The 21,806-nt window shown below is 68.7% G+C and carries 17 protein-coding genes; 6 read left to right on the forward strand and 11 right to left on the reverse strand.

What is annotated here, in order from left to right; genetic code table 11:
• Window positions 1-38 precede the first annotated feature (38 nt).
• Window positions 39-1,196 carry a CaiB/BaiF CoA-transferase family protein gene (locus KB879_RS17330; protein ID WP_013954009.1) on the reverse strand — a complete coding sequence of 386 codons (1,158 nt, stop codon included), beginning with the start codon at window positions 1,194-1,196 and terminating at the stop codon, window positions 39-41.
• Between the two features lie 8 nt (window positions 1,197-1,204).
• Entirely contained in the window at window positions 1,205-2,152 is a 948-nt protein-coding gene (locus KB879_RS17335; RefSeq protein ID WP_013954010.1) for a hydroxymethylglutaryl-CoA lyase, read from the reverse strand.
• A gap of 220 nt (window positions 2,153-2,372) precedes the next feature.
• Here KB879_RS17335 and KB879_RS17340 point away from each other — a divergent pair, with 220 nt between their 5' ends.
• Together KB879_RS17340 and KB879_RS17345 are read left to right on the forward strand one after the other, a co-directional pair.
• Window positions 2,373-3,335: a LysR family transcriptional regulator gene (locus tag KB879_RS17340; protein WP_211979489.1), complete on the forward strand. Its 963-nt coding sequence runs from the start codon at window positions 2,373-2,375 to the stop codon at window positions 3,333-3,335.
• A gap of 183 nt (window positions 3,336-3,518) precedes the next feature.
• Window positions 3,519-4,211, forward strand: coding sequence for an SDR family NAD(P)-dependent oxidoreductase (locus KB879_RS17345; protein WP_013954012.1), 693 nt, complete (start codon window positions 3,519-3,521; stop codon window positions 4,209-4,211).
• Here the strand turns inward: KB879_RS17345 and KB879_RS17350 are convergent.
• On the reverse strand, window positions 4,198-5,154 hold the full coding sequence (locus KB879_RS17350) for a LysR family transcriptional regulator (RefSeq protein ID WP_211979490.1): 957 nt from the start codon (window positions 5,152-5,154) through the stop codon (window positions 4,198-4,200). The genes KB879_RS17345 and KB879_RS17350 overlap by 14 nt on opposite strands.
• Window positions 5,155-5,272: 118 nt before the next feature.
• On the opposite strand from KB879_RS17350, the gene KB879_RS17355 reads away from it, so the two are divergent.
• Window positions 5,273-5,950 carry a type 1 glutamine amidotransferase domain-containing protein gene (locus tag KB879_RS17355; protein ID WP_153956598.1) on the forward strand — a complete coding sequence of 226 codons (678 nt, stop codon included), beginning with the start codon at window positions 5,273-5,275 and terminating at the stop codon, window positions 5,948-5,950.
• A gap of 129 nt (window positions 5,951-6,079) precedes the next feature.
• Here the strand turns inward: KB879_RS17355 and KB879_RS17360 are convergent, their stop codons facing one another.
• From KB879_RS17360 to KB879_RS17385, 6 genes are all read right to left on the reverse strand, one after another.
• Window positions 6,080-8,512 (reverse strand): penicillin acylase family protein, encoded by a 2,433-nt coding sequence (locus KB879_RS17360; RefSeq protein ID WP_211979491.1) that lies wholly within the window; start codon window positions 8,510-8,512, stop codon window positions 6,080-6,082.
• Window positions 8,513-8,637: 125 nt separating this feature from the next.
• Window positions 8,638-10,221, reverse strand: coding sequence for a sulfite reductase flavoprotein subunit alpha (locus KB879_RS17365; RefSeq protein ID WP_211982228.1), 1,584 nt, complete (start codon window positions 10,219-10,221; stop codon window positions 8,638-8,640).
• Between the two features lie 11 nt (window positions 10,222-10,232).
• On the reverse strand, window positions 10,233-11,249 hold the full coding sequence (locus KB879_RS17370; protein ID WP_013954017.1) for an FAD:protein FMN transferase: 1,017 nt from the start codon (window positions 11,247-11,249) through the stop codon (window positions 10,233-10,235).
• A 5-nt stretch (window positions 11,250-11,254) separates the two neighbouring features.
• The gene (locus KB879_RS17375; RefSeq protein ID WP_013954018.1) at window positions 11,255-12,094 is read right to left on the reverse strand and encodes a DUF4198 domain-containing protein; all 840 of its coding nucleotides are present in this window, start codon (window positions 12,092-12,094) and stop codon (window positions 11,255-11,257) included.
• Window positions 12,095-12,112: 18 nt separating this feature from the next.
• Window positions 12,113-12,637, reverse strand: a complete 525-nt coding sequence (locus KB879_RS17380) for a DUF2271 domain-containing protein (protein ID WP_013954019.1) — start codon at window positions 12,635-12,637, stop codon at window positions 12,113-12,115.
• A 64-nt stretch (window positions 12,638-12,701) separates the two neighbouring features.
• Entirely contained in the window at window positions 12,702-13,358 is a 657-nt protein-coding gene (locus KB879_RS17385; RefSeq protein WP_211979492.1) for a PepSY-associated TM helix domain-containing protein, read from the reverse strand.
• Window positions 13,359-13,821: 463 nt separating this feature from the next.
• Between KB879_RS17385 and KB879_RS17390 the strand changes: the two genes are divergently transcribed.
• Both KB879_RS17390 and KB879_RS17395 read left to right on the forward strand, forming a co-directional pair.
• Window positions 13,822-15,378: a methyl-accepting chemotaxis protein gene (locus KB879_RS17390; protein WP_211979493.1), complete on the forward strand. Its 1,557-nt coding sequence runs from the start codon at window positions 13,822-13,824 to the stop codon at window positions 15,376-15,378.
• 122 nt (window positions 15,379-15,500) lie between these two features.
• Window positions 15,501-15,752, forward strand: a complete 252-nt coding sequence (locus KB879_RS17395) for a GlsB/YeaQ/YmgE family stress response membrane protein (protein ID WP_013954022.1) — start codon at window positions 15,501-15,503, stop codon at window positions 15,750-15,752.
• Here KB879_RS17395 and KB879_RS17400 read toward each other — a convergent pair.
• Window positions 15,725-18,976: a transglycosylase domain-containing protein gene (locus tag KB879_RS17400; protein ID WP_013954023.1), complete on the reverse strand. Its 3,252-nt coding sequence runs from the start codon at window positions 18,974-18,976 to the stop codon at window positions 15,725-15,727. The two genes, KB879_RS17395 and KB879_RS17400, sit on opposite strands and share 28 nt — an antisense overlap.
• Window positions 18,977-19,200: 224 nt before the next feature.
• Window positions 19,201-20,235: an aldo/keto reductase gene (locus tag KB879_RS17405; protein ID WP_211979494.1), complete on the reverse strand. Its 1,035-nt coding sequence runs from the start codon at window positions 20,233-20,235 to the stop codon at window positions 19,201-19,203.
• Between the two features lie 301 nt (window positions 20,236-20,536).
• On the opposite strand from KB879_RS17405, the gene KB879_RS17410 reads away from it, so the two are divergent.
• On the forward strand, window positions 20,537-21,766 hold the full coding sequence (locus KB879_RS17410) for an NAD(P)/FAD-dependent oxidoreductase (protein ID WP_013954025.1): 1,230 nt from the start codon (window positions 20,537-20,539) through the stop codon (window positions 21,764-21,766).
• Window positions 21,767-21,806: the final 40 nt, after the last annotated feature.

The raw sequence follows: 21,806 nt of genomic DNA on the forward strand, positions 1-21,806 counted from the left end.
GCTGCCGCTGTGCCGCGGCATGCCCGTCGTGGTACCGCTCAGCCGTTGCGGCCCTGGCCGAGCTGCGACAGGATCTCTTCGTTGTGCTCGCCGGCCCTAGGCAGCGGCCGCCGCACGCCCGGGCGGCGCCCGCCCATCAGCAGCGGCAGCAGCACCGTGGGCGTGGTCGAGCCATCGTCGGCCTGCATCGGCACCAGCCCGCCGCTGGCAAGCAGGTGCGGATCGTCGAGCAACTGGTCCGGGCGCACGATCGGCGCATACGGGATGCCGGCGGCTTCGAGCTTGGGCGCCAGTTCTGCGCTGCGGTGGTGGCGCAGGATTGCGCCCAGCTCATCGAGCAGTTGCGGACGCACCGCCACGCGCGAGGCATTGCTGACGTACTCGGGCTTGTCGAGAAGCTCCGGGTGCTCCAGCACCTGGCACAACGTCACGAACTGCTTGTCGCTGACGGCGCCGATAAACAGCTGCTCGTCGCCGGCCAGCGTGAAGACGTCATACACGCTCCACGCCGACACGCGCGACGGCATCGGCGGCGGCGCCTCGCCGGTCATTGCAAACTGCTGCATATGCTGCGAGGCGAGGAACACGCAGTTCTCGAACAGCGCGCTCTGGATCTCCTGGCCGCGCCCGGTGCGGTCGCGCTCGCGCAGCGCGGCCAGCACGCCGATGGCGCCGAACATGCCGCCCATGATGTCGTTGACCGAGGTGCCCGCGCGCAGCGGACGCCCGCTTGGGCCGGTCATGTAGGACAGGCCGCCCATCATCTGCACCACCTCGTCCAGCGCCAGCCGGTTCTCGTACGGGCCGGGCAGGAAGCCCTTGTGCGAGACGTAGATCAGGTGCGGGTAGTCGCGCGACAGCGTGGCGTAGTCCAGCCCCAGCTTCTGCATCAGGCCGGGCCGGAAGTTCTCCAGCAGCACGTCGCTCTGGCCCGCCAGCTCGGCCGCGGCGGCGCGCCCTTCCTCGGTGGTGATGTCCAGCACCACGCTCTTCTTGTTGCGGTTGAAGGCGCGGAAGAAGCCGATGCCCAGGCCCGGCAGGTTGCGCGTCTTGTCGCCGCCGGGCGGCTCTACCTTGATCACTTCGGCGCCCAGGTCGGCCAGGATCATGCCGCAGGTGGGGCCCATCACCATATGCGTGAATTCGACCACGCGGATGCCGGCCAGCGGCAGGGAGTTTCTGTTGTCTTGGGTCATCTTGCGTCTCAGGCAGCGGCGCCAGCGTGCTGGGCCGGGAAGGTCTTGGGCAGGCCGGCGCGCCACAGCGTGCCGTGCAGGGTTTCGTCCTTGAGCCAGCCAGCCACGTCTTCACGCAGCGCCAGCAGGCGGCCGATATCGATGCCGGTGTCGATGCCCATGCTGCCGAGCATGTAGGCCAGGTCTTCGGTCGTGACATTGCCGCTGGCGCCGGGCGCGTGCGGGCAGCCGCCGATGCCGGCCAGGCAAGCGTCAAAGCGGCTCACGCCGGTTTCCAGCGCCGCGTGGACGTTGGCCAGGCCAAGCCCGCGGGTATCGTGGAAATGGCCGCACCAGAAGCGATCGCCGGCGATATCGACGGCGCGCGCAAACAGCTCGCGCACCATGCGCGGGTCGGCATAGCCGACGGTATCGGCCAGGCTGACGCGGTCGGCGCCGGCATCGAGCAGCGCCTGCATCAGGCGCAGCACTTCATCGGGATCGACATGGCCCTGCAGCGTGCAGCCGAACGCGGTGCCGACACCGCCCTCTATCAGCGTCTTCGCGCCGCTGGCATCGCGCGCGGCGCGGATGCGGGCGACTTCCGCCACCACCTCGTCCGGCGTCTTGCGCAGGTTGGCCAGGCTGTGCGCATGGCTGGCCGACAGCGGCACGAGCATCAGGTCCGCACCGCTGGCCAGCGCATCCTGCGCGCCGCGCAGGTTGGGCACCAGCACTGAGACGAACAGGCCCGGCAGCGTGCGCGCGAACGCGACCAGCTGCGCGGTATCGGCCAGTTGCGGCAGCAGGTGCGCGGGCACGAACGAGCCGACTTCCAGCTCACGCAGGCCGGCCGCGTAGGCGCCGCGAATCCACGCTTCCTTGCTGGCCGTGGGCAGGATGGTGCGGATGCTCTGCAGGCCATCGCGCAATCCGACTTCGCGGATAACGGCGTGGCGGGGAAAGGGAACAGACATGATTCAGGGGCTTCCGGTTTGCGCCCCGCGGTGGGGGCGACGGAAGAACTCTATGAGCTTCTGCCAAAGAGCTGAAGCGGTGATTTATGCACGATAACATTCCGAACCGGAATGTCTGCCTGGCGCCGCACAGCGACATCCAGGAATTCCCGGATGCATGATTCCGGCAACCAAAGAGGGCTTACCATTCCATTCCGGAAACCCGCATTCCCTCACAGCCATGCGAGACCTCGACCTCACCACCCTGCGCCTGTTCATCGCCGTCTGCGAAACCCGCAACATGGCGCGCGCGGGCGAGCAGGAGCACATCGTGGCATCCGCCATCAGCAAGCGGCTGGCGCAACTGGAGGAGACCGTGGGCGCAACCCTGCTGGAACGCCGCCGCCGCGGCGTGATCCCGACGCCCGCGGGCGAGATGGTGCTGGCGCATGCGCGCGCCATGCTGGCGGCGGCGGACCGCGTCGCGCGGGACATGGCCGACTACGGCGCCGGCATCCGCGGGCAGGTGCGGCTGCTGGCCACGGTGTCGTCGATGGCCGAATCGCTGCCGGACGATATTGCCGCCTTCCTGCAGCAACCGGTCAACCGCGACGTGCGCGTGACCATCGAGGAAAGCCTGAGCAGCGACGTGGTGCGCGCGCTGCGCGAGGGCTCGGCGCCGCTGGGGATCTGCTGGGACGCGGCCGACCTGGAAGGCTTCCAGACCCGGCCCTACCGCACCGACCAGCTCGCGGCAGTGGTACATGCCTCGCATCCGCTGGCGCAGGCCGCCGACTGCCGCTTCGAGGACACGCTGGACTGCGACCATATCGGCATGCCCGCCCAGACCGCGGTGCAGACCATGCTGACGCGCTATGCGGCCATCCTCGGGCGCGGCATTGCCTACCGCGCGGTGGTCTCGACCTTCGACGCTGCGCTGCGCTGTGTGCGGGCCAACCTGGGCATCACCATCATCCCGGCCGAGATCGCCGCGCCGATCGCGCCCACCTTCGGCCTGCGCGTGATCCCGCTGCGCAACGACTGGGCGCGGCGGCGCTTTGCCATCTGCTTCCGCGACCTGGAACTGCTGTCACCGGCGGCGCGGCTGCTGGTGGCCTTCCTTGAACAGACCGCGGCAGCGGAAGCGGCGGCCGCCCCCGCGGACACCGCACCAGTGCGCAAGCCACGGCGCAATCGGCAATGACGCCGACCCGGCGCGCAACTTCCTGTGCCGTTCAAGGGTTAGCCCGAGGCAATTTCGCAAGCAAATGTTGGGGAGCGGTGCGTAGACTGGCTTGCGTTTTTCGCCCCGGCCCACGATGGCAAAAGCCGGCCCCGGGCGATGCTGACCCCGACCATGCGCGCCACGACGGCGCAGGAGCACGCAATGAACTTCAACGACAAGAACGTATTGATCACCGGCGCACACGGCAACCTGGGCCGCGCCGTGGCGCAGGCCTTTGCGCAGGCAGGCGCGCGCGTGGTGCTGCTGGACCGGCATGTGGCGCCGCTGCCCGAAGCGGGCACGGGCCACCTGGCGCTGCAGGCGGACCTGCTTGATGCCGCCCAACTGAGCGAGGCCGTCGCGCAAGCGGTTCAGGCCGGCGGGCGCATCGACGTGGTGTGCAACCTGGCCGGCGGCTTCGCCATGGGCCCAAGCGTGCATGAAACCAGCGCCGACGCCTGGAACCACCTGTTCGACATGAACGTGGGCACGGTGCTGAACATGGCGCGCGCGGTGGTGCCACACATGCTGGCCGCCGGCGGCGGCGCCATCGTCAACGTGGGCGCCAACTCGGCGGCGCGCGGGCTGGCGCAGATGAGCGCCTATTGCGCCTCGAAGGACGCGCTGGCGCGCGTGACTGAATCGATGTCGGCAGAGCTGCGCGACCAGGGCATCCGCGTCAATGCGGTGCTGCCCAGCGTGCTGGATACGCCGGAGAACCGCCAGGCCATGCCGGATGCCGATGCCACGCGCTGGGTCAGCCTGGACGCGCTGGCCGATGTGATCCTGTTCCTGGCCTCGGATGCGGCTCGCGCCGTGCAAGGCGCGCTGCTGCCGGTGGTCAACCGCGCCTGACGCGGGGCTTGCGCGCGGCCGGCTCGGCCGCGCTGATGCCGCTAGCCACCTCCTGGATCTGCTGGCGCAGCCAGCGCCGCAGCCGGTCAGCATCGGTGCGCGCGTGCCAGATCTGCATCATGTCGACCTGGGGCAGTGCGAACGGCACCGGCAGCAGCACCAGTTCACGATCGCGCGCCACCGCCTCTTCCGCGACCGAGCGCAGGCAGGTCAGCAGCAGTTCCGTGCCGCGCACCAGCCGGCTCGGGGCAACGAAGCTCGACAACCCCGCCACTACTGTGCGCTTGTGCCCCTGCCGGGCCAGCGCGCGGTCGACCACGCCGTTGAGGTCGCCGGTCAGCGTGGTCAGCAGGTGCTCGCACGCCAGGAAGGCGTCGAGATCGAGGCCGTCGGCGATGCGCGGATTGGCGCGCGAGGCCAGCACCACGAAGTCCTCGCTGCATAGCCGCTGCTGATGGAAGGTATCAGGCAGGTTCTCATAGAAGCCCGCGATCGCCAGGTCGCAGGTGCCCTTCTCCAGTTCCTCGCGCGGCAGCTCGCCGCGCGTGTTGTGCGTGACCAGCACCACGCCCGGCGCCTGGCTGCGCAGCCGCGGCAGCAGGGCGGGCAGCAGCAGCTGCTCCATGTAGTCGGTGGTGTAGATATGCAGGTGCTCGCTGCGCGCCAGGTAATCGTGGCCGGCACAGGCGTCATAGAACGCGTCGAGGTCCCCGACCAGCCGCTGCACCTGCGGCGCCAGCGCATGCGCGCGCGGCGTAGGCGTCAGGCCACGCGGCGCACGCACGAACAGCGGATCGCCCAGCTCGTCGCGCAGGCGGTTGAGCTTGTGGCTCAGCGCCGGCTGGCTCAGCGCCATACGCGCGGCCGCGCGCGAGGCATTGCCCTCCTGATACAGCACGTGGAACACGTACAGCAGGTTAAGGTCCTTGCTGCCGATATTCATTTTTTGGATAGCAGAGATCGAATAATAGAAGTTTTCGAATCATAGTCCGCTGCCTAGGATGTTGCCAGTGCCGCGGCATTTCAGCCCGGCTGCTTGTGAACCGACATGGAGCGGAACAATGAACATCCTGATGGTGCTGACCTCCCACGACCAGTTGGGCAATACCGGCCACAAGACCGGCTTCTGGCTGGAGGAATTCGCCGCGCCCTACTACGTCTTCAAGGACGCCGGCGCCGACATCACGCTGGCCTCGCCCAAGGGCGGCCAACCGCCGATCGACCCGAAAAGCGACGATCCCGGCGCCCAGACCGATGCCACCCGGCGCTTCCAAAGTGACCCGGCCGCCAAGGCTGCGCTGGCCAGCACGCTGACGCTGGACCAGGTGAAGGCGGAAGACTTCGACGCCATCTTCTATCCGGGCGGCCACGGCCCGCTGTGGGATCTGGCCGAAGACAAGCGCTCGGTCGCGCTGATCGAGCAGTTCGACCGCGCCGGCAAGCCGGTGGGAGCGGTATGCCACGCACCGGCGGTGTTCCGCCATACCAAGAGCGCGGACGGGGAACCGCTGGTCAAGGGCAAGGAGGTGACCGGCTTCACCAACAGTGAGGAAGAAGCCGTGCAGCTGACCAAGGTGGTGCCCTTCCTGGTGGAGGACATGCTCAAGGCCAACGGCGGGCGGTTCACGCGTGGCGAGGACTGGGCCAGCTATGTCGTGGTCGCAGGGCGACTGGTGACGGGGCAGAATCCGGCATCGTCTGATGCGGTGGCGGAGGCGTTGTTGAAGATGTTGAAGTAAGAGAAAGCGGCAAGCGCCGCGTCCGCTGCCGCCTCTCGGTTCCCGCCGGCTTGCACCCCTCGCCAGCTTGCGGGAGAGGGGTGCGCTGCCAGGCTTCATGGCTACTTCAGACGCATGAGTTCCCCACCCTCACTGCGGCACCAACTCCAACCGTTCCCGGCTAGCCTTCTCCACCGCCTTGCGCGTATACACCAGCGGGAAATACTCCCCCTTCGCCCACAACGGCGCCAGGTCCCGGTAATGCGGGCTGGCCGGATTCCCTGACTGCCCCGGCGTGTTGACCACGCGCGAGGCATCCCAGTTGCCCACGTCCAGCACCATGCGGAACGACGCGCCGGCGGTCAGGCGGAAGTCCGTGTTGCGGTAGCTGGTGTTCATCGGCGTGAAGGCCGAGCCGCCGATCGGGCCGGCGTTGACGTTGAACTGCTGGCGTTCCGCGTCGCTCAGGATCGGGTCCATCGGATGCGTGAACACGGCGGTGTGGAGCTTGCCCCATTGCCATGCGCGCGGATCGGGGCCGAGCTTGGCTTCGAGTTCGGCCATGGCGGCTTTCAGCGATTCCAGCATCACCGCATTGCGCCGCTCCACCGGCATCCGCGGCCCGGGCTGCTCCCGCACCGCCAGCACGCGCGCGGCATCGCCCGCGCCCACCAGCCGCGCGGCTTCTGGCGGCAGCGCGGCGCGCACCACGGCCTGGCGCAGGTGCTTGCTAAACCAGACCTCGAACAGTGCCGCGGCGGCGCTGTCCGCGCGCTCGTTGCCGTCCCAGTTGCGCAGCAGGTCCAGGCCGCGGGCCAGTTGCGGGTCATCGCTGCTCACATCCTGCAGCATCGCGACCGCGCGCTGCGCCGGCAGCGACACGGTGTCGTTCTGCCACGCCATCGAGTCCTGCACCGAGCTGCGCGCATTGGCTCCCACCAGAGCCTTGAGCCGGCGCGCGCGCGAGCTGTCGCTCCATTCGTAGCCCACGCCAAGTTTCGCGGCGGGGTGCTCGGGCGGGATGTTGTTCTCGTTGGCGGTGACGATATAGCCTGGCGCGGGATTGAAGGCCCACGGCAGCTCGTCCATGTTGCGGTAGCCGGCCCACTCGTAGCGGCCATCGCCCGCCACCGGCGTGAGGCCGTCCCAGTTGGGCCGCTTGACGGTCAGCCCTCCCGGGATCCAGCCGATGTTGCCGCTGGTGTCGGCATAGACCTGGTTTTCGCCGGGCGCGCCCCAGCGGTTCATGGCGGCGCGGAATTGGTCCCAGTTGCGCGCGCGCATATAGTCCATCGAGCCGAAGTACGGCGCCATGCCGTAGTCGAGCCACGCGGCGCGCAGCGCCCAGGCCTGTGCGCGGCCGGCATCGGCGACCAGCACCGGGCCGTGGCGCGTGAAGTCGATGGTGACTTTGCGCGGGGTGGACTCGCCCTTGACCACGATCTCTTCGGTGATGGTCTCCATCGGTTCCCAGCGGCCCTTGTACTTGTACTCATGCGGGTTGGCCGGATTGAGCTCGTAGCCGTACAGGTCCTCCTGGTCCATGTAGAAGCGCGTCAGGCCGAAGGCGATGGTGCCGTTGTGCCCGATCGAGATGCCGGGCAGGAACGGCTCGCCCGCGCCGATCACCGACATTCCCGGCGCGTTCAGGTGGCTGATATAGCGCAGGCTGGGCGCGCCGTGCGAGCGGTGCGGGTCGTTGGCCAGGATCGGGCGGCCGGTGGTGGTGCGCTTGCCGCCGATGACCCAGTTGTTCGACCCGAGGCTGCGGCCGGTGTCGCTGTTGGGGTCCACCAGTGCGTAGAGCTGGTCGAGCGGGATGCTGGCGGCCTGCGCATTGCCCCACGCCTCTTTCGGGAAGCGCGCTGCGGCGGTGGCCAGTTCGTAGGCGCGGCGCAGTTCGGCGGCGGGAACCGTGCAGGGGTCGATGCCGGGACTGAGCCTGGGCTCGATCTGCGGGTCGAGTTCGCGGCGCAGCCAGTCGGCACGCGGGGCGTCCTGTTTGGCCTGGCAATAGAGCTGGGCGCGTTCGACTTCGCCGGTGAAGTTGAGCGTCAGGCCGTGGTGGCGGATGCGCACGATGTCTTCGGCCTGCCAGCGCGCAGGCTTGTAGTTGAGCTTGCGGAATTCGGGCGGCAGCAGCTCGGGCCTCTGCTCGGTCAGCGCCACATAGGCGTTCACCCCGGCCACGAAGGCCTCGGCCACGCGCTTGGCGTCGGAGCCATACGCCAGCCATTCGCGGTACATGTCGCCGCGGAACAGCACCGCGCGCGCCATGCGGTCGCCGTCGGCATAGGCCGGGCCGAAATCCCTGGCCATCTCGCCAAGTCCGCGCTTGCGCCACAGGTCGATCTGCCACAGGCGGTCGCGCGCGGCCATGAAGCCCTGGACGAAGAAGGCGTCGTAGAGCGTGCCGGCATAGATATGCGGCACGCCCCAGCGGTCGACCAGCACGCTGGCGGGCTTCTCCAGGCCGGGCACGGCAAGCAGGTTGTTGCGGGCGGGGACTTCGGCCATGGCGGCCGGGATGGTAGTGGCGAGCAGGGCCAGCGCAGCGATCAGGCGGCGGGGGGTGCGTAACATCAGGTCTCCTCGGTGTTGTGATTGGCTGCAGATGTCTTGCAGTTCACACGGAAGATAGTGCATCCCCGCCCAGCGCGCGAGCCATACGGCCGATCTCCGCACGGCGCGTGTCGCTGCGGGTTCGCTCAGTAGACGTCGCGCCGGTAGCGGCCGTCGTCGGCAAGCCGGCGCAGCGCGTCTTCGCCGAGGATCCCCGCCAGTGCGTCATGGACGCCGCCGGCCATGCCCTGCAGGCTGCCGCAGACGTAGACGGCCGCGCCGTCCGCCACCCATTGGCGTACCGTCTCGCCCTGTGCGCGCAGGGCGTCCTGCACGTAGCGCGGCGCGCCGCCGTCGCGCGACCAGGCATGGTCCACGCGCCGCAGCGTGCCGTCGGCCTGCCATGCGGCCAGTTCCCCGGCAAAGAACGCGTCATGCTGCGCCGAGCGCTCGCCGAACAGCAGCCAGTTGCGGCGCTGCCCGGCCGCGGCGCGGGCCTTGAGCTGGGCGCGCAGGCCGGCCAGCCCGGTGCCATTGCCGACCACGATCAGGGGCCGGTCATCGGCCGGCGGGTGGAAGCTGCGGTTGGTACGGATGCGCAGCGCGATGCGGGCGCCCACGGCCGCGTGCTCGGTCAGCCAGCCGGAGGCCAGGCCGAGGCGGCCGTCGCCGTAGCGGGTCTGCCGCACCAGCAGTTCGAGGTGCCCGTCCTGCGGCAGCGAGGCGATCGAATACTCGCGGTGCGGCAGCGGCGGCAGCGTGTCCACCAGTTGCTGCGGCGGCAGGCCCTGCATCACCGCGAAGTGCGGTTCGGGCAATGGCATGCGCGTGGCCACGGCCTCGACCAGGGTGGTGTCGCGGCCATCGCAGCGCACGGGCGTGGCGCCGTCCAGGCCAAGCCGCGCCAGCAGCCGTTCAACCTCGGCCGGCGCGTGGCACGGGCCGATCTCGGCGATGTCGCCGGCTTGCCAGTCCATTGCCGCATCGCCCTGCGGCGCCAGCGACAGGTGGAACGCCGGCGCGCCCTGGCTGCCGGGGTTCAGATGGTGGCGTTGCACGAGCCGCCAGCTGTCATAGCGCGGGCGTTCCCAGTCGGCAATCTCGGCGCCGCCGCTCAGGGCCGACAGGTGGTTCTGCCAGTGGCGCAGGGCGCCGGCGTCGCCGTTGTCGACTTCGACTAGGTCAAACAGCGGCTGCGCACGGTGGCGCTGCAGCCAGCCGTCGAGCGCGTGGCCGAAGGCGCAGAAGCGCGCGTAGCTGCTGTCGCCGAGCGCGAGGATGCCGTAGCGCAAGGACTGCAGGCCATCCGCGCCAGCCAGCAAGCGGCGCGCAAAGCCGGACGCGCTGTCGGGGGCGTCGCCCTCGCCGGTGGTGCTGACCAGGAACAGCGCCTGGCGGCATGTCTGCAGGCGCCGCGCATCGACATCGGCCAGCGACAGCAGTTGCACCGGCACGCCCGCGCCCTGCAGCGCGGTGGCGGTCTGCAGCGCCAGCTGTTCGGCAAACCCGGTCTGCGAGGCATAGGCAACCAGCGTCGCACCCGCTTCCGTGCCACCCAGTGTCGCCACGCGCGCGCGCCGCTGGCGATGGTGTGCAAGCGCCGCGCTGCAGAAGCCCGCATAGGCTGCCACCACGCCGGCCGCCATGGCCATGCGCGACGGCCCCAGCACGGACAGCGCGACGCCGCCGGCAACGGCAAGCCAGCTTGCGCCAGCGACGGCGGACGGCATGGCCTTCGCGCTCATGCCAGCATCGCGGCAAAGGCCGGCGACAGATGTTCGTCGAAGCCGTCCGGCGTGCGCACCAGGAAACGCGCAGCAATGCCGTGGCGGCGCGCGTGCGCCATGCCGGCCTCCGGGCCCAGCACGGTCAGCGCGGTGGACAGCGCATCGGCCAGCATGCACTGCCCATGGATGACCGTGACCGAGGCCAGCGCGTGGCTGGCCGGATAGCCGGTGCGCGGATCGATGGTATGGGCGTAGCGGCGACCGTCACTGTCGAAATAGCGGCGATAGTCGCCGGAGGTGGCGACGGACAGGCCGTGCAGCGCCACCCGCGTCTGCCCCGCGGCATCGCTGTCCAGGCCGGGTGGTGATTCCAGCGCGACCCACCACGGCATGACGTCGGGCTTGACGCCATGGCCGCGCAGTTCGCCGCCGATCTCAGTCAGGTGGTGGTCCAGGCCCTGTTCACACAGGTAGCGCGCTACCGCGTCGACGGCAAAGCCCTTGGCGATGGCGCAGAAGTCCAGCGACAGGCCGCCTGGCTGCCGGGCGCGCCGGCCCGCCGCATCGACTTCGATGCGGGCCCAGCCGCAGCGGCTGCGCGTGGCCTGCACCGCGTCTGGCGACGGTGGCGCGCTGCGCGCCGGGGCGGGGCCGAAGCCCCACAGGTCCACCAGCGGGCCGGCGCTCGGATCATAGGCGCCGCCGCTGTCGCGCGCCACCTGCAGCGCGCATTGCAGCACCGCGAAGCAATCATCCGGCAGCGCGTGCCAGTTGCCCGGCGCCGCGCGGTTGAAGCGACTCAGGTCGGAATCCGCTTCCCAGTTGCTCATCTGCGTGATCACGCCATCGAGCACGGCCTGGATGCCGGCGGCGATGCCGTGAGCATCCGCCGCGGGCGGCAGCAGCGCCGCCACCGACCAGGTCGTGCCCATGGTCACGCCGCCCCAGCGCTGCAGCCGCGTGTCGGCGGCGGGCGGCTGCGGCGGCGCGGTCAGCGCAACGGGGACCAGGACGCGGTTCAAACCCGGCATCCGGCTTATTGCGGCAGCACTTCCACCGTCACCGCATAGACGGCGCGGCGCGACCTGGCCTGCTTGAAGGTGGTCTTGTCGTCCTTCACCTCCGCTTCCATCCAGTACATGCCAGCGGCCGGCCACTTGACGCTGAACTTGCCGTCGGCGTCGGTGGTGGCGCTGAACTCCTGCAGCTGGTCGCGGTAACGGATGCCGCCCGGCACCACCGAGACCTTCAGGTTGCTGGCGGGCTTGCCGTCGAGCAGCAGGCGGAAGCTGGCGGTGTCGCCCGCGACCAGGTCGTTCGGGTGCGTGATCGGCGCCAGTTCCAGGCCGCGGCCGACGGTGCGCAGACCCTTGTCGCTGGGCTTGCCGGCGGTGACGAAGGATTCGATGCGGCCTTCGGCCTGGGTGACCTGCAGGTCCTGCGCATTGGCCGGGACTTCCCTGGCGAAGTTCTCGGCGGTGCCACGCCAGCGCTTGGCCTGGCCGTCGACCTTGTAGCTGGCGAACAGGCCGTTGTTGACCACCGCCACGCGGTACGTGCCGGGCTGAGTCAGGTGCAGGTCGAAGGTGCTGCGGTACTTGCCGGTGGCCGCGTTCTCGGCCTTGACGGCGCTGCCGTCGGGCGCGGTCACCTGCAGGTTGTCGAGCCGCATCGGCACGTGCTCGAAGTAGAACAGGTCGTTGGAGACTGCGGCATCCACGGTCACCCACGGATCGCTGCCGGACAGCACCGTGGCCGACGGCAGCAGCCACTGGCGGTGCGCGTGCGCGGCCAGCGGGGCCAGGGCAGCCAGGGCGAGCACGGCCACGCGGGTGGCCATGCGGGAAGACGCGGCGGAAATAAGGGAAGGTTTCATCGTCTGGCTCCGGAAGGATTACGGCTTCAGTTCGACGGTCACTCCGCCGAGTTCGTGTTCGCCCTTGGCGCGGGCGGTCTGTGCGGCTTGCGGCGGCCACGTGAACGGCACGCGCAGCAGCTCGCGCCCGCCCACTTCACGCGCGGCTTCCACCACCAGCTGGTAGTTGCCCGCGGGCAGCTTGCCCAGCGGCGCCTTGCCGTCGCTGAAGCTCACGCTGTGCTCGCCCGGCGCGCGCGTGGCGCCGGAGACGCCGTCGGCCGGCATGTGCAGGTCGCGGCCGGCCTTGCGCCACCACTGGCGCATGTCCTTGAGCCACTTGGTGCCTTCGCCGTCCTTGAGCTTGCCGTCGTACCAGACCGCCAGGGTCTGCACCGGGCTCTGGTCGGCGCGCTCGACCCACATCGCCACGTAGGGGCGGTGGTACTCGGCCACGGTCAGGCGCGGGATGTCGACCTTGACGCTGAGATCCGCGGCCAGCGCGGGGCCGGCCAGGGGAACCGCGGCCATGCCGGTCAGGGTGACGGAGAGCAGTCGGCGCATATCGGAGAAACCTCGTCAGTGAGATGCAGGAAGGAAAACGGTTGGAACGGTTGGAACGGTTGATTCAATGGATAAGCAGGATCGCCAGCAGCACCGGCACCACCAGTCCCAGCCCCACCAGCGGCCAGGTCCCCACGCGCCCGGCCGCATGCAGCTTGAGCAGGAACAGGCCGGTTACGCTGAAGACCAGGCACGCCAGCGCGAACACATCCAGGAACAGGCTCCACGCAGCGCCGGTGTTGCGGCCCTTGTGCAGGTCGTTCAGGTAAGAGATGGCGCCGCGCGTGGTTTTCTCGTACTGGGCTTCGCCGCTGTCGAGTTCCAGGCTGACCCAGGCGTCGCCGCCCGGGCGCGGCAGCGCCACGTAGATCTCGTCGGCGGACCATTCGGCCTCGCGCCCGCTGGCGTCGATGTCCAGCGCCTGCGCCAGCCAGTCGGCCAGCACCGCCGGCACCGGCGCCTTCTTTTCACGCGCCTGGGCATCGCCCGCCGGCGCTTCGGCTCGCACCTGGTCGAGCACGCGCGTGGGCATGGTGGCGTGGCGGGTCTCGACCGCGGGCCTGGCCTCGATCTGTGCGGCGTGGTTGAGCGTGAAGCCGGTGACGGCAAACAGCAGCATCCCGATCAGGCAGATCGCGGAACTGATCCAGTGCCACTGGTGGAGATGCTTGAGCCAGAAGGCACGGCGCTGCTGGCCGGAGGCCGGCTTGGTTTCGGTCATTGCGGTTGGTCGGCGGGCGCAGCCCAGTCGCGGCCCGGTCTTGCCCTGTGTACGGATAGCTGGAGCGCCCCTTGTGCGCATCACATAGCGCTCAGGTGTGCCATTGTCTGCACAATGACTGTGCGGAAGAGAGAAGGATAATCGTTCGCATTTGAAATCGCAAACGATCCGGGGAGGGCGTTGGGTTACAGCGCATTACAACGTAAAGCAGCGGGACGGGATCACTTGTCGTCGGCGATCTGAATCGCTGGAAGAGATGTACAAAGTACAAGCATGTCGGCACGATGCAACCAATTAACCATATCACCCCGAAGGGGTGAATTTACCCCAATCAAGTTAGCTGCCTCCCCCGCCGTTAAGGCGATGACCCGCACGCATGCGACAGGCGCCACCGATGCATGGCGCCGCCGGCGTGCCGCCGATGAGAAACGCGCCGAGCGCGGAAAATGGAGGAGTGGAAGCAATGCTGCACAACCTGAGCCTGAAGAAGAAGCTGTTATTGCCGCTGGTGCTGAGCTGGGTCTGCCTGCTCGGCATCACGCTGTGGAACGCCTGGCAGATCCGCACGTTACGCATGGAAGAGCGGCGCCTGGACCTGGCCCACGTCACCGACACCGCGTTCTCGGTGGTGGCCGAGTACGAGGCCCTGGCCAAGGCCGGCAAGCTGACGCAGGACGAGGCCAGGAATCAGGCCATCGAGCGCGTGCGCGCGATGCGCTTCGGCAGCGATGGCTATTTCACGCTGATGCGCTCGGACACCGTGGTGCTGATGCACCCGTTCAAGCCGGAGATGAACGGCAAGGCCATGGAAGGCACCAAGGACCCCAACGGCGTCTACCTCTTCCGCGAAATCGCCGAGATCGGCAAAGGGCCTGGCAAGGGCTTTATCGAATACCTGTGGCCCAAGCCCGGCGCCGAGGCGCCGCAGCCCAAGCTGAGCTACGTGGCCAACTTCCGCCCGTGGGACTGGAACTTCATCGCGGGCCTGTACCTGGACGACATCGAGGCGGCGTTCCGCGCCGAGCTGATGAAGGCGTTTGGCATCCTGCTGGGAGTTGGCTTGCTGATGTCGCTGGTGATGGTGCGCGTGGCGGCCAGCCTGCAGCGCCAGTTGGGCGGCGAGCCCGCCATCACGGCGCACATCGCCGGCCGCATTGCCGAAGGCGACCTCGGCAGCCAGGTCGAGGTGCGCCCCGGCGACGAGCACAGCGTCCTCTATGCGATGCAGCGCATGCAGGCGCGCCTGACCGGCGCGATCGGCAGCATCCGCGGCTCGGCCGATTCGATCGCGGGCGCGGCCAAGCAGATCGCCGCGGGCAACGCCGACCTGTCGCGCCGCAGCGAAGAACAGGCCACGTCGCTGCAGGAAACCGCCGCCAGCATGGAGCAGCTCACCAGCACCGTGCGCCAGAGCGCCGAGAACGCGCGCCAGGCCAGCCACCTGGCCGAAGGCGCGTCGGACATTGCGGTGCGCGGCGGCACCATCGTCAGCCAGGTGGTGGACACCATGGGCGAGATCAAGAACGCCTCGGGCAAGGTGGTTGACATCATCGGCGTGATCGAGGGCATTGCCTTCCAGACCAACATCCTCGCGCTCAATGCGGCCGTGGAAGCGGCGCGTGCCGGCGACCAGGGCCGCGGCTTCGCGGTGGTGGCCGGCGAGGTGCGCACGCTGGCGCAGCGCAGCGCCACCGCCGCCAAGGAGATCAAGGCGCTGATCGGCAACTCAGCGCAGCGCGTCGACGACGGCGCGGTGCTCGTGGAAAGCGCGGGCAAGGCGATGGACGAGATCGTCGGCGCGGTCAAGCGCGTGACCGACCTGATGGCCGAGATGCGCGCGGCCACCGAGGAGCAGACCGGCGGCATCGAGCAGGTCAACCAGGCGGTGTCGCAGATGGACCAGATGGCGCAGCAGAACGCCGCGCTGGTGGAAGAAGCCGCGGCCGCCGCGGCCTCGCTGGAAGACCAGGCGGATGCGCTGCATCACGCGGTCGGCCAGTTCCGGCTGGCGCAGGCCTGACAGCAGCGCCGCCGCTTGTCACTTGAGCGTCATACGCACCCGAGTGCTGCGTGTATCATGAAGCGCAGCCGGCCGCCCCATGCGGCCGGCATGGACTCAGACCACTACCGGGAGAGCGCATCATGATGGCATTCATTGGCACCGTGTTCGTTGGCCTTATCGTCGGCCTGATCGCCAGGGCGGTCAAACCCGGCGACGACAAGATGGGCTGGATCATGACCATCGTCCTGGGCGTGCTGGGCTCACTGGCTGCCGGCTACGTCGGCCGCGCCCTGGGCTGGTACCAGCCGGGCCAGCCGGCCGGCTGGATCGCGTCAGTGATTGGCGCGATCGTGCTGCTGGTGATCTACGGCATGGTCCGGCGCAAGGGCTGACTGGCGCGGCGCACGCCAGCGGCGTCCTGCGCATCGGCCAGCGCCGGCGTGTCCGGTGCGCGCACCGGGCTGGCAGGATTGGCCGGCGCGGGCGACACCCTGGGCACAACCTGTGCCTGGGCCAGCGGCGCGCCGGGCACCGCCTCGGTCAGTGTCGGCGTGCGCGGGGCGCGCAGCCCTGGGGACGTATCGCGGCAACGCAGCAGTGCGCGGTCGCCGCCTGGCGCCATCGCCGAGATCTGCGGCGCGATGGCGCGCAGCACCCTGACCGCCAGCGCGCTTGTATAGCTGTAGCGCGCCGCGTAGGGTTCCCTGGCATTGACCACCACGGTGCCGAAGAAGCGGTCGCCGAGCGTAAACACGAAGGTCGCCGAGCGGTTGACCGAGCGCGATGAAATCAGCCGCCCGCCCGGCCCGTAGACCTGGAACCGCTGATCGCCGGTGCCGGTCTTGCCCGCCACCGTCAGCGTGGTGCCATCGCGGCCCGGCATGGTGAAGGCACCCCGGATCGACCTGGCGGTGCCGCCTTCCACCACATCGATCATCGAGCGCCGCACCACCGCGGTCACTTCTTCCGGCAGCAGGCGCTTGCCCGGCGCCGGCTGCAGCACGTAGCGCGTGGCATAGGGCGTGCCATCGGCAAAGGCGAGGCTGTACACCGCGGCGTTCTGCGTGGCCATCCCGCCTGACATCAGGATGCCCGCCAGTTCCGCCAGCGCGGCGGGGCGGTCGCCCGAGGCGCCGATGGCGCTGGCATAGGACGGCGTCAGCGAATCGAACGGATAGCCCAGCCGCTGCCAGCGCCGGGCAATGTGCGCGAAGGCGTCCTGCTCCAGCAGCGTGCGGATGCGGTTGTCCTGGCCCGCCTTGCTGTGCGTCTTGAACAGCCACTTGTACACTTCCTGGCGCTCGGCGGTGCTGGCGCGCAGGATCTCCGACAGCGTGGCGTTGGGGTGCTGGTCCAGGTACTCCACCATCCACAGCTCCAGCGGGTGCACCCGCGACAGGTAGCCACGGTCGTTCAGGTTGAACTTGTCCTTGCCGTACTTGCGGTACAGCGCCGGCAGGTCTTCCTTGGCCAGCTGCTTGTCGCCCAGGCGCGCGCGCATGATGCGCACATAGCTTTCCTCATCCAGGGTCGGCCGCGCACTCAGCAACGTCACCGACATGCGCACCGCATTCAGGTGCGGTATGGTCATACGCACGCGGCCCAGCAGCGTGTCCAGGCGCTGCGCCGAATCCTTGCCGCGGTAGCGCTGGTAGAAACCGGTCATGTAGGCGCTGCCTTCCTGGTCGGCGAAGCGTTCCAGGTACTCGCGCCGGCCGGGCGCGTTGCGGTCCTCGAACAGGTCGCCCATGTCAGGCTTGGCATGGAACATCTCATAGCGCACGATGTCGCGCATCATGCGGATGAACACCAGGTTGACCGAGTGCTGGAAGCCCATGCGCACGGTCATGATGCGCTCACCCTCCCAGCGCTCGAAATTGGTGAAGCTCTGCAGGCCGCCGCCGGTGTAGAAGCCTTCGCCGGCACTGCCGGAGTACTTGCGCTCCATCGCCGCCTCCAGCATCGGCATCAGCTCGCGCTCGTCCGGCTTGCGCGCCTTCATCAGGTAGTCCACCGCCCAGCGGCTAAGCGCATCCTGGCGCGCCAGACGCACGGCGGCCAGCTGGTCGCGACTCATGCCGGCGTAGCGCGCGTTCAGTTCGCTGATGATCTCCAGGTAGGTCACCAGCGTGCGCAGCTTGGCCGTGGAGCCCAGGTTCAGGCGCGCGCCGCTGTTGATATCGAAGGGCTGGTCGATATTGTCGGCCTGCACGCGCACCACGCTGGCGTTGCCCACGCGCTCGTACAACGTGAAGCTGGTCATCAGCTTCGACGGGTCGTCGTTGTCGCGCAGCAGGTTGTGGCCGTACAGGCCCATGGCACGCGCATCAGCCTTGTTGTTCACGCGCTGCAGCGTCTCGGTGATGATGCGCTGCGCTTCGCGGTTGATGGTGCTGTCCACGGTCAGGTCGAGCCGGTCCATGTCGTAGCGGCCCTCCACCCCGGTCAGCCGGGTGATATCCGAGCGCACGCGGTTGACGGCCTTGCGCGTGACAAACGGCTCCTGCGGCGGGCGCTGCGGCGGCGTGGCCTTGTCCAGCGGCTGCGCCAGCGCCGCGTCGCGCAGCTCGGGCGTGATGATGTTGTTGGCCGCCAGCAGGCGCAGGTAGCTGCCAGTCAGCGCATCCAGGTTGGTATCGTCGCGGCGCAGGTGGTAGGACGGGCGGCGCTGCGAGATGATCAGCGACAGCGCGCGCTTGAAGGCCTGCGCCTGGCGCGGTTCAGGGGCGCGCACGTCCATGTCCTTGAGCAGCCGGTTGACCTCGCCGAAATCCTCGCCGTACCAGACCCACAGCGCATCGCCGATGCCGTTGATCTCGCCAAAGCCCTCGCGCGCCGACAGCGGCACGGTGTTCAGGTAGTCCACCACGATGCGCTCGCGTGCACGCTGGGTGTCGGGCCCGTCCAGGTAGGCGCGCAGCGACGCCGACGCCATCTGGCGGAATTTCTCCTGGATCGACGCGGTGCGGCCTTCGGGCGAGTGCCGGTATTTCTCGATCTGCGTGGCCAGCGTGCTGCCGCCGGGCGCGTCATGCGACTTGTCGGCCAGCCGGATCACCTGGTCAAGCACCGCGCGCGACAGCCGGCGCCAGTCCAGCGCCGGGTTCATATTGGGGTATTCCGGATTCAGCAGGCCCTGATTCTCGACATACAGCAAGGCGCTTATCAGCAGCGGCGGCACCGCGCCGAAGTCCGGGTACTGGCGCTGCGGATAACGCTCGAACGCCAGCGTCAGCCCGTTGCAGTCGCGCAGCAGCAGGCCCGCCTGGTTCTTCTCGCGGTAGGGCGTGAACAGGCCTTCGTCGATCAGCCGCACCATGTCGGGCGACATGCGCGCCTGCTCGGCGGGCACGTAGCCGCGCTGCTCCAGCCGCTGCGCGAACAGCGGCATGCGGCCGTAGCCCATGCGGGCGTCGTAGGGGCCGGAATGCGGGAAACGGATGCTGTCGCTGGCACCCGGCTGGATCTCGAATGTCAGCCGCTGCCCCAGGCTGCCAATCAGCCGCGCCTGCAAGTGCGAGTTGCGCACTTCGCTTGCGACAAAGCTGTACACGACATAGGCGCCCCCACCAAGGGCGACCGCCAAGCCAGCGAAGATCCAGCCACGACGCGACACGTTTGGGCTTCCCTGTTGGGCCGATGCAGCGCGCAACGGCTGTCATGCACCGGCTCGAAGCGCAATGTTCTCGCGGCGCGCGCACGCCGCGCGCCGCCTGTCTTGATATTAGTAGGAGTAAAGGCAGCCTGCAGCAAGCGCGCGCACGCGCATCGTGCCGTTGCATACAGGCATCACTCCAGGCAGCGCCTGCGCCACATTGCGCCCCCTGCCCGAAACGGTCATCAGGCTGCCTGCGCGCGTGCCACGGGTCGTCCCCCGAACGGGTAGCCCGGGTCGTTGTAGCCGTGCGTCGAGGCATGGCCCGGCGACACCAGCGCGTCGACCATCGATTCTTCCGCGGGCGTGATGACCGCACCGGGCGCGCCCAGATAGTCCTCGAACTGCGCCAGCGTGCGCGGACCGGCAATGACCGACGAGATGATCGGGTTGGCCAGCACCCACGCCGTGGCGAATTGGCCCGGCGTCAGCCCGCGCCCTTCGGCATGAGCCTTGAGCTGCTGTGCAATCACCAGCGATTCTTCGCGGAACTCGGTTTCCATCATGCGGCGGTCGGCACGGCCGGCGCGCGTCCCCTCGCCCGGTGCCTGCCCGGGCGCGTACTTGCCGGTCAGCACGCCGCGCGCCACCGGGCTGTAGGGCACCACGCCCAGCCCGTAGTGCTCGCATGCCGGCAGGATCTCCACCTCCGGCATCCGGTTCAGCAGGTTGTAGTAGGGCTGGCACGCCACCGGGCGCGGCACGCCCAGCTCGCCGCACAGGCGTGCGATTTCCGCGATGCGCCAGCCGCGGAAGTTCGACACCGCCCAGTAGCGGATCTTGCCGCTGCGCACCAGGTCGCCCATTGCCCGCACCGCCTCTTCCAGGTTCGTGCCGGGATAGTCGCGGTGCAGGTAGAGAATGTCGATGTAGTCCGTCGCCAGCCGGTGCAGGCTGTCCTCCACCGCGCGCAGGATCCAGACCCGCGAATAGTGCCCGTGGTTGGGCGCCGCCTGCATCGCGTTGCCCAGCTTGGTGGCAAGCACCCAGTCGTGGCGGTTGGCAGTCAGCAGGCGCCCGACCATCTGCTCCGACGCGCCCTTGGTGTATACGTCGGCGGTGTCGATGAAGTTCACGCCGTGGTCGCGCGCGCTGGCGACGATGCGGGCGGCTTCGGCCTCATCGGTCTGGTCGCCGAACATCATGGTGCCCAGGCAAAGTGCCGAAACACGCAGGTTGCTGGCGCCGAGGCGGCTGTAGGGCATGGTTGTGGCAGGCATGGTGGCTCCTTCGGATGGGGTGGGATGGCGTCGGGGTGGTAGAAGCAAAGGGCACAGGCGGAAATGGCAGGCTGTGACCACAGTTCCACATTTTGCCGCGAGTTGGCGTAGCTTGCTGGCCCCCTGTAGCTTTCTGTGCGGCCCATCGATAATCCAGCCCGGGAGAATTGGTTTCAATATGTTGCAGGCCGGCCAACGGGAGCCAATTTGCAGTCATATTCTTGCGTTTGCCGCGTGAGGATGACGCTTTTCCCGACCCTCGCCGCCTTCCCCATGCAATAGAAGAGAAGAATCGAACCTTATGAAAACGGAAACCACGGATGTCGTCATCATCGGCGCAGGGCCCGCGGGCTCGGTCGCGGCCGGCTTGCTGCGCAAGCATGGGATTCCGGTGCTGGTGATCGAGAAGGAGACGTTCCCGCGCTTTTCCATCGGCGAAAGCCTGCTGCCGCAGAGCATGGCCTACATCGAAGAGGCAGGCATGCTGCGCGCGGTGGTGGAAGCGGGCTTCCAGTACAAGAACGGCGCCGCCTTCTCGCGCGGCGACCAGCAGACCGCCTTCGACTTCCGCGAGAAATTCTCGCCCGGCTGGGGCACCACCTACCAGGTGCAGCGCGCACGCTTTGACGACGTGCTGATCCGCGAAGCGGCGCGCCAGGGTGCCGAGGTGCGCTTCTCGCACCTGGTCGAGGACGTCGACGTCAGCGGCACGCAGCCGGAGGTGACCGTGCGTGCGCCGGACGGCAGCCGGTACCTGGTGCGCGCAAAGTTCCTGCTTGATGCCTCCGGCTTTGGCCGCATCCTGCCGCGCCTGCTGCAGCTGGAATCGCCGTCGGGCTTCCCGGTGCGCAGCGCGCTCTTCACCCACGTGGAAGACCGCATCGCGCCGGGCGCCTTCGACCGCAACAAGATCCTGATCAGCGTGCATCCCCAACACCCGGACGTCTGGTACTGGACCATCCCGTTCTCGGACGGCCGCTGCTCGCAGGGCGTGGTTGCCGAGAAAGCATTCCTGGACCGCTACACCGGAACCGAGACCGAACGGCTGCGGGCGCTGGTGGCCGAGGAGCCCGGCCTGGCGAAGCTGCTCGGCAACGCGCAGTGGGACACCCCGGCGCGCCAGATCGCCGGCTACTCGGCCAATGTGAAGTCGTTGTGGGGCAACGGCTATGCGCTGCTCGGCAATGCCGGGGAGTTCCTGGACCCGGTGTTCTCGTCCGGCGTGACCATCGCCTTCAAGTCGGCCAGCCTGGCGGCGCAATGCCTGGTGCGCCAGCTTGCCGGCGACACCGTGGACTGGGACAAGGACTTCGCCCAGCCGCTCAAGGCCGGCGTGGACTGCTTCCGCGTGTTTGTCGAAGCCTGGTACGAAGGCCGCTTCCAGCAGCTGATCTTCCATCCCAATGCCAACTCCGAGATCCGCGACATGATCTCGTCGATCCTGGCCGGCTACGCGTGGGACCGCAGCAACCCCTTCGTGGCCGAGCCGCGCCGCCGGCTGGCGGTGCTGGAAGAATTCTGCCGCGTATGATGCGCCGCATCCGCATGCGTTCCGCATTCGCGCCCGCGCC

Origin of the sequence: Cupriavidus sp. KK10 (assembly GCF_018223725.1) — a bacterium.
In the GTDB taxonomy this organism is placed as follows: Bacteria; Pseudomonadota; Gammaproteobacteria; order Burkholderiales; family Burkholderiaceae; genus Cupriavidus; species Cupriavidus necator.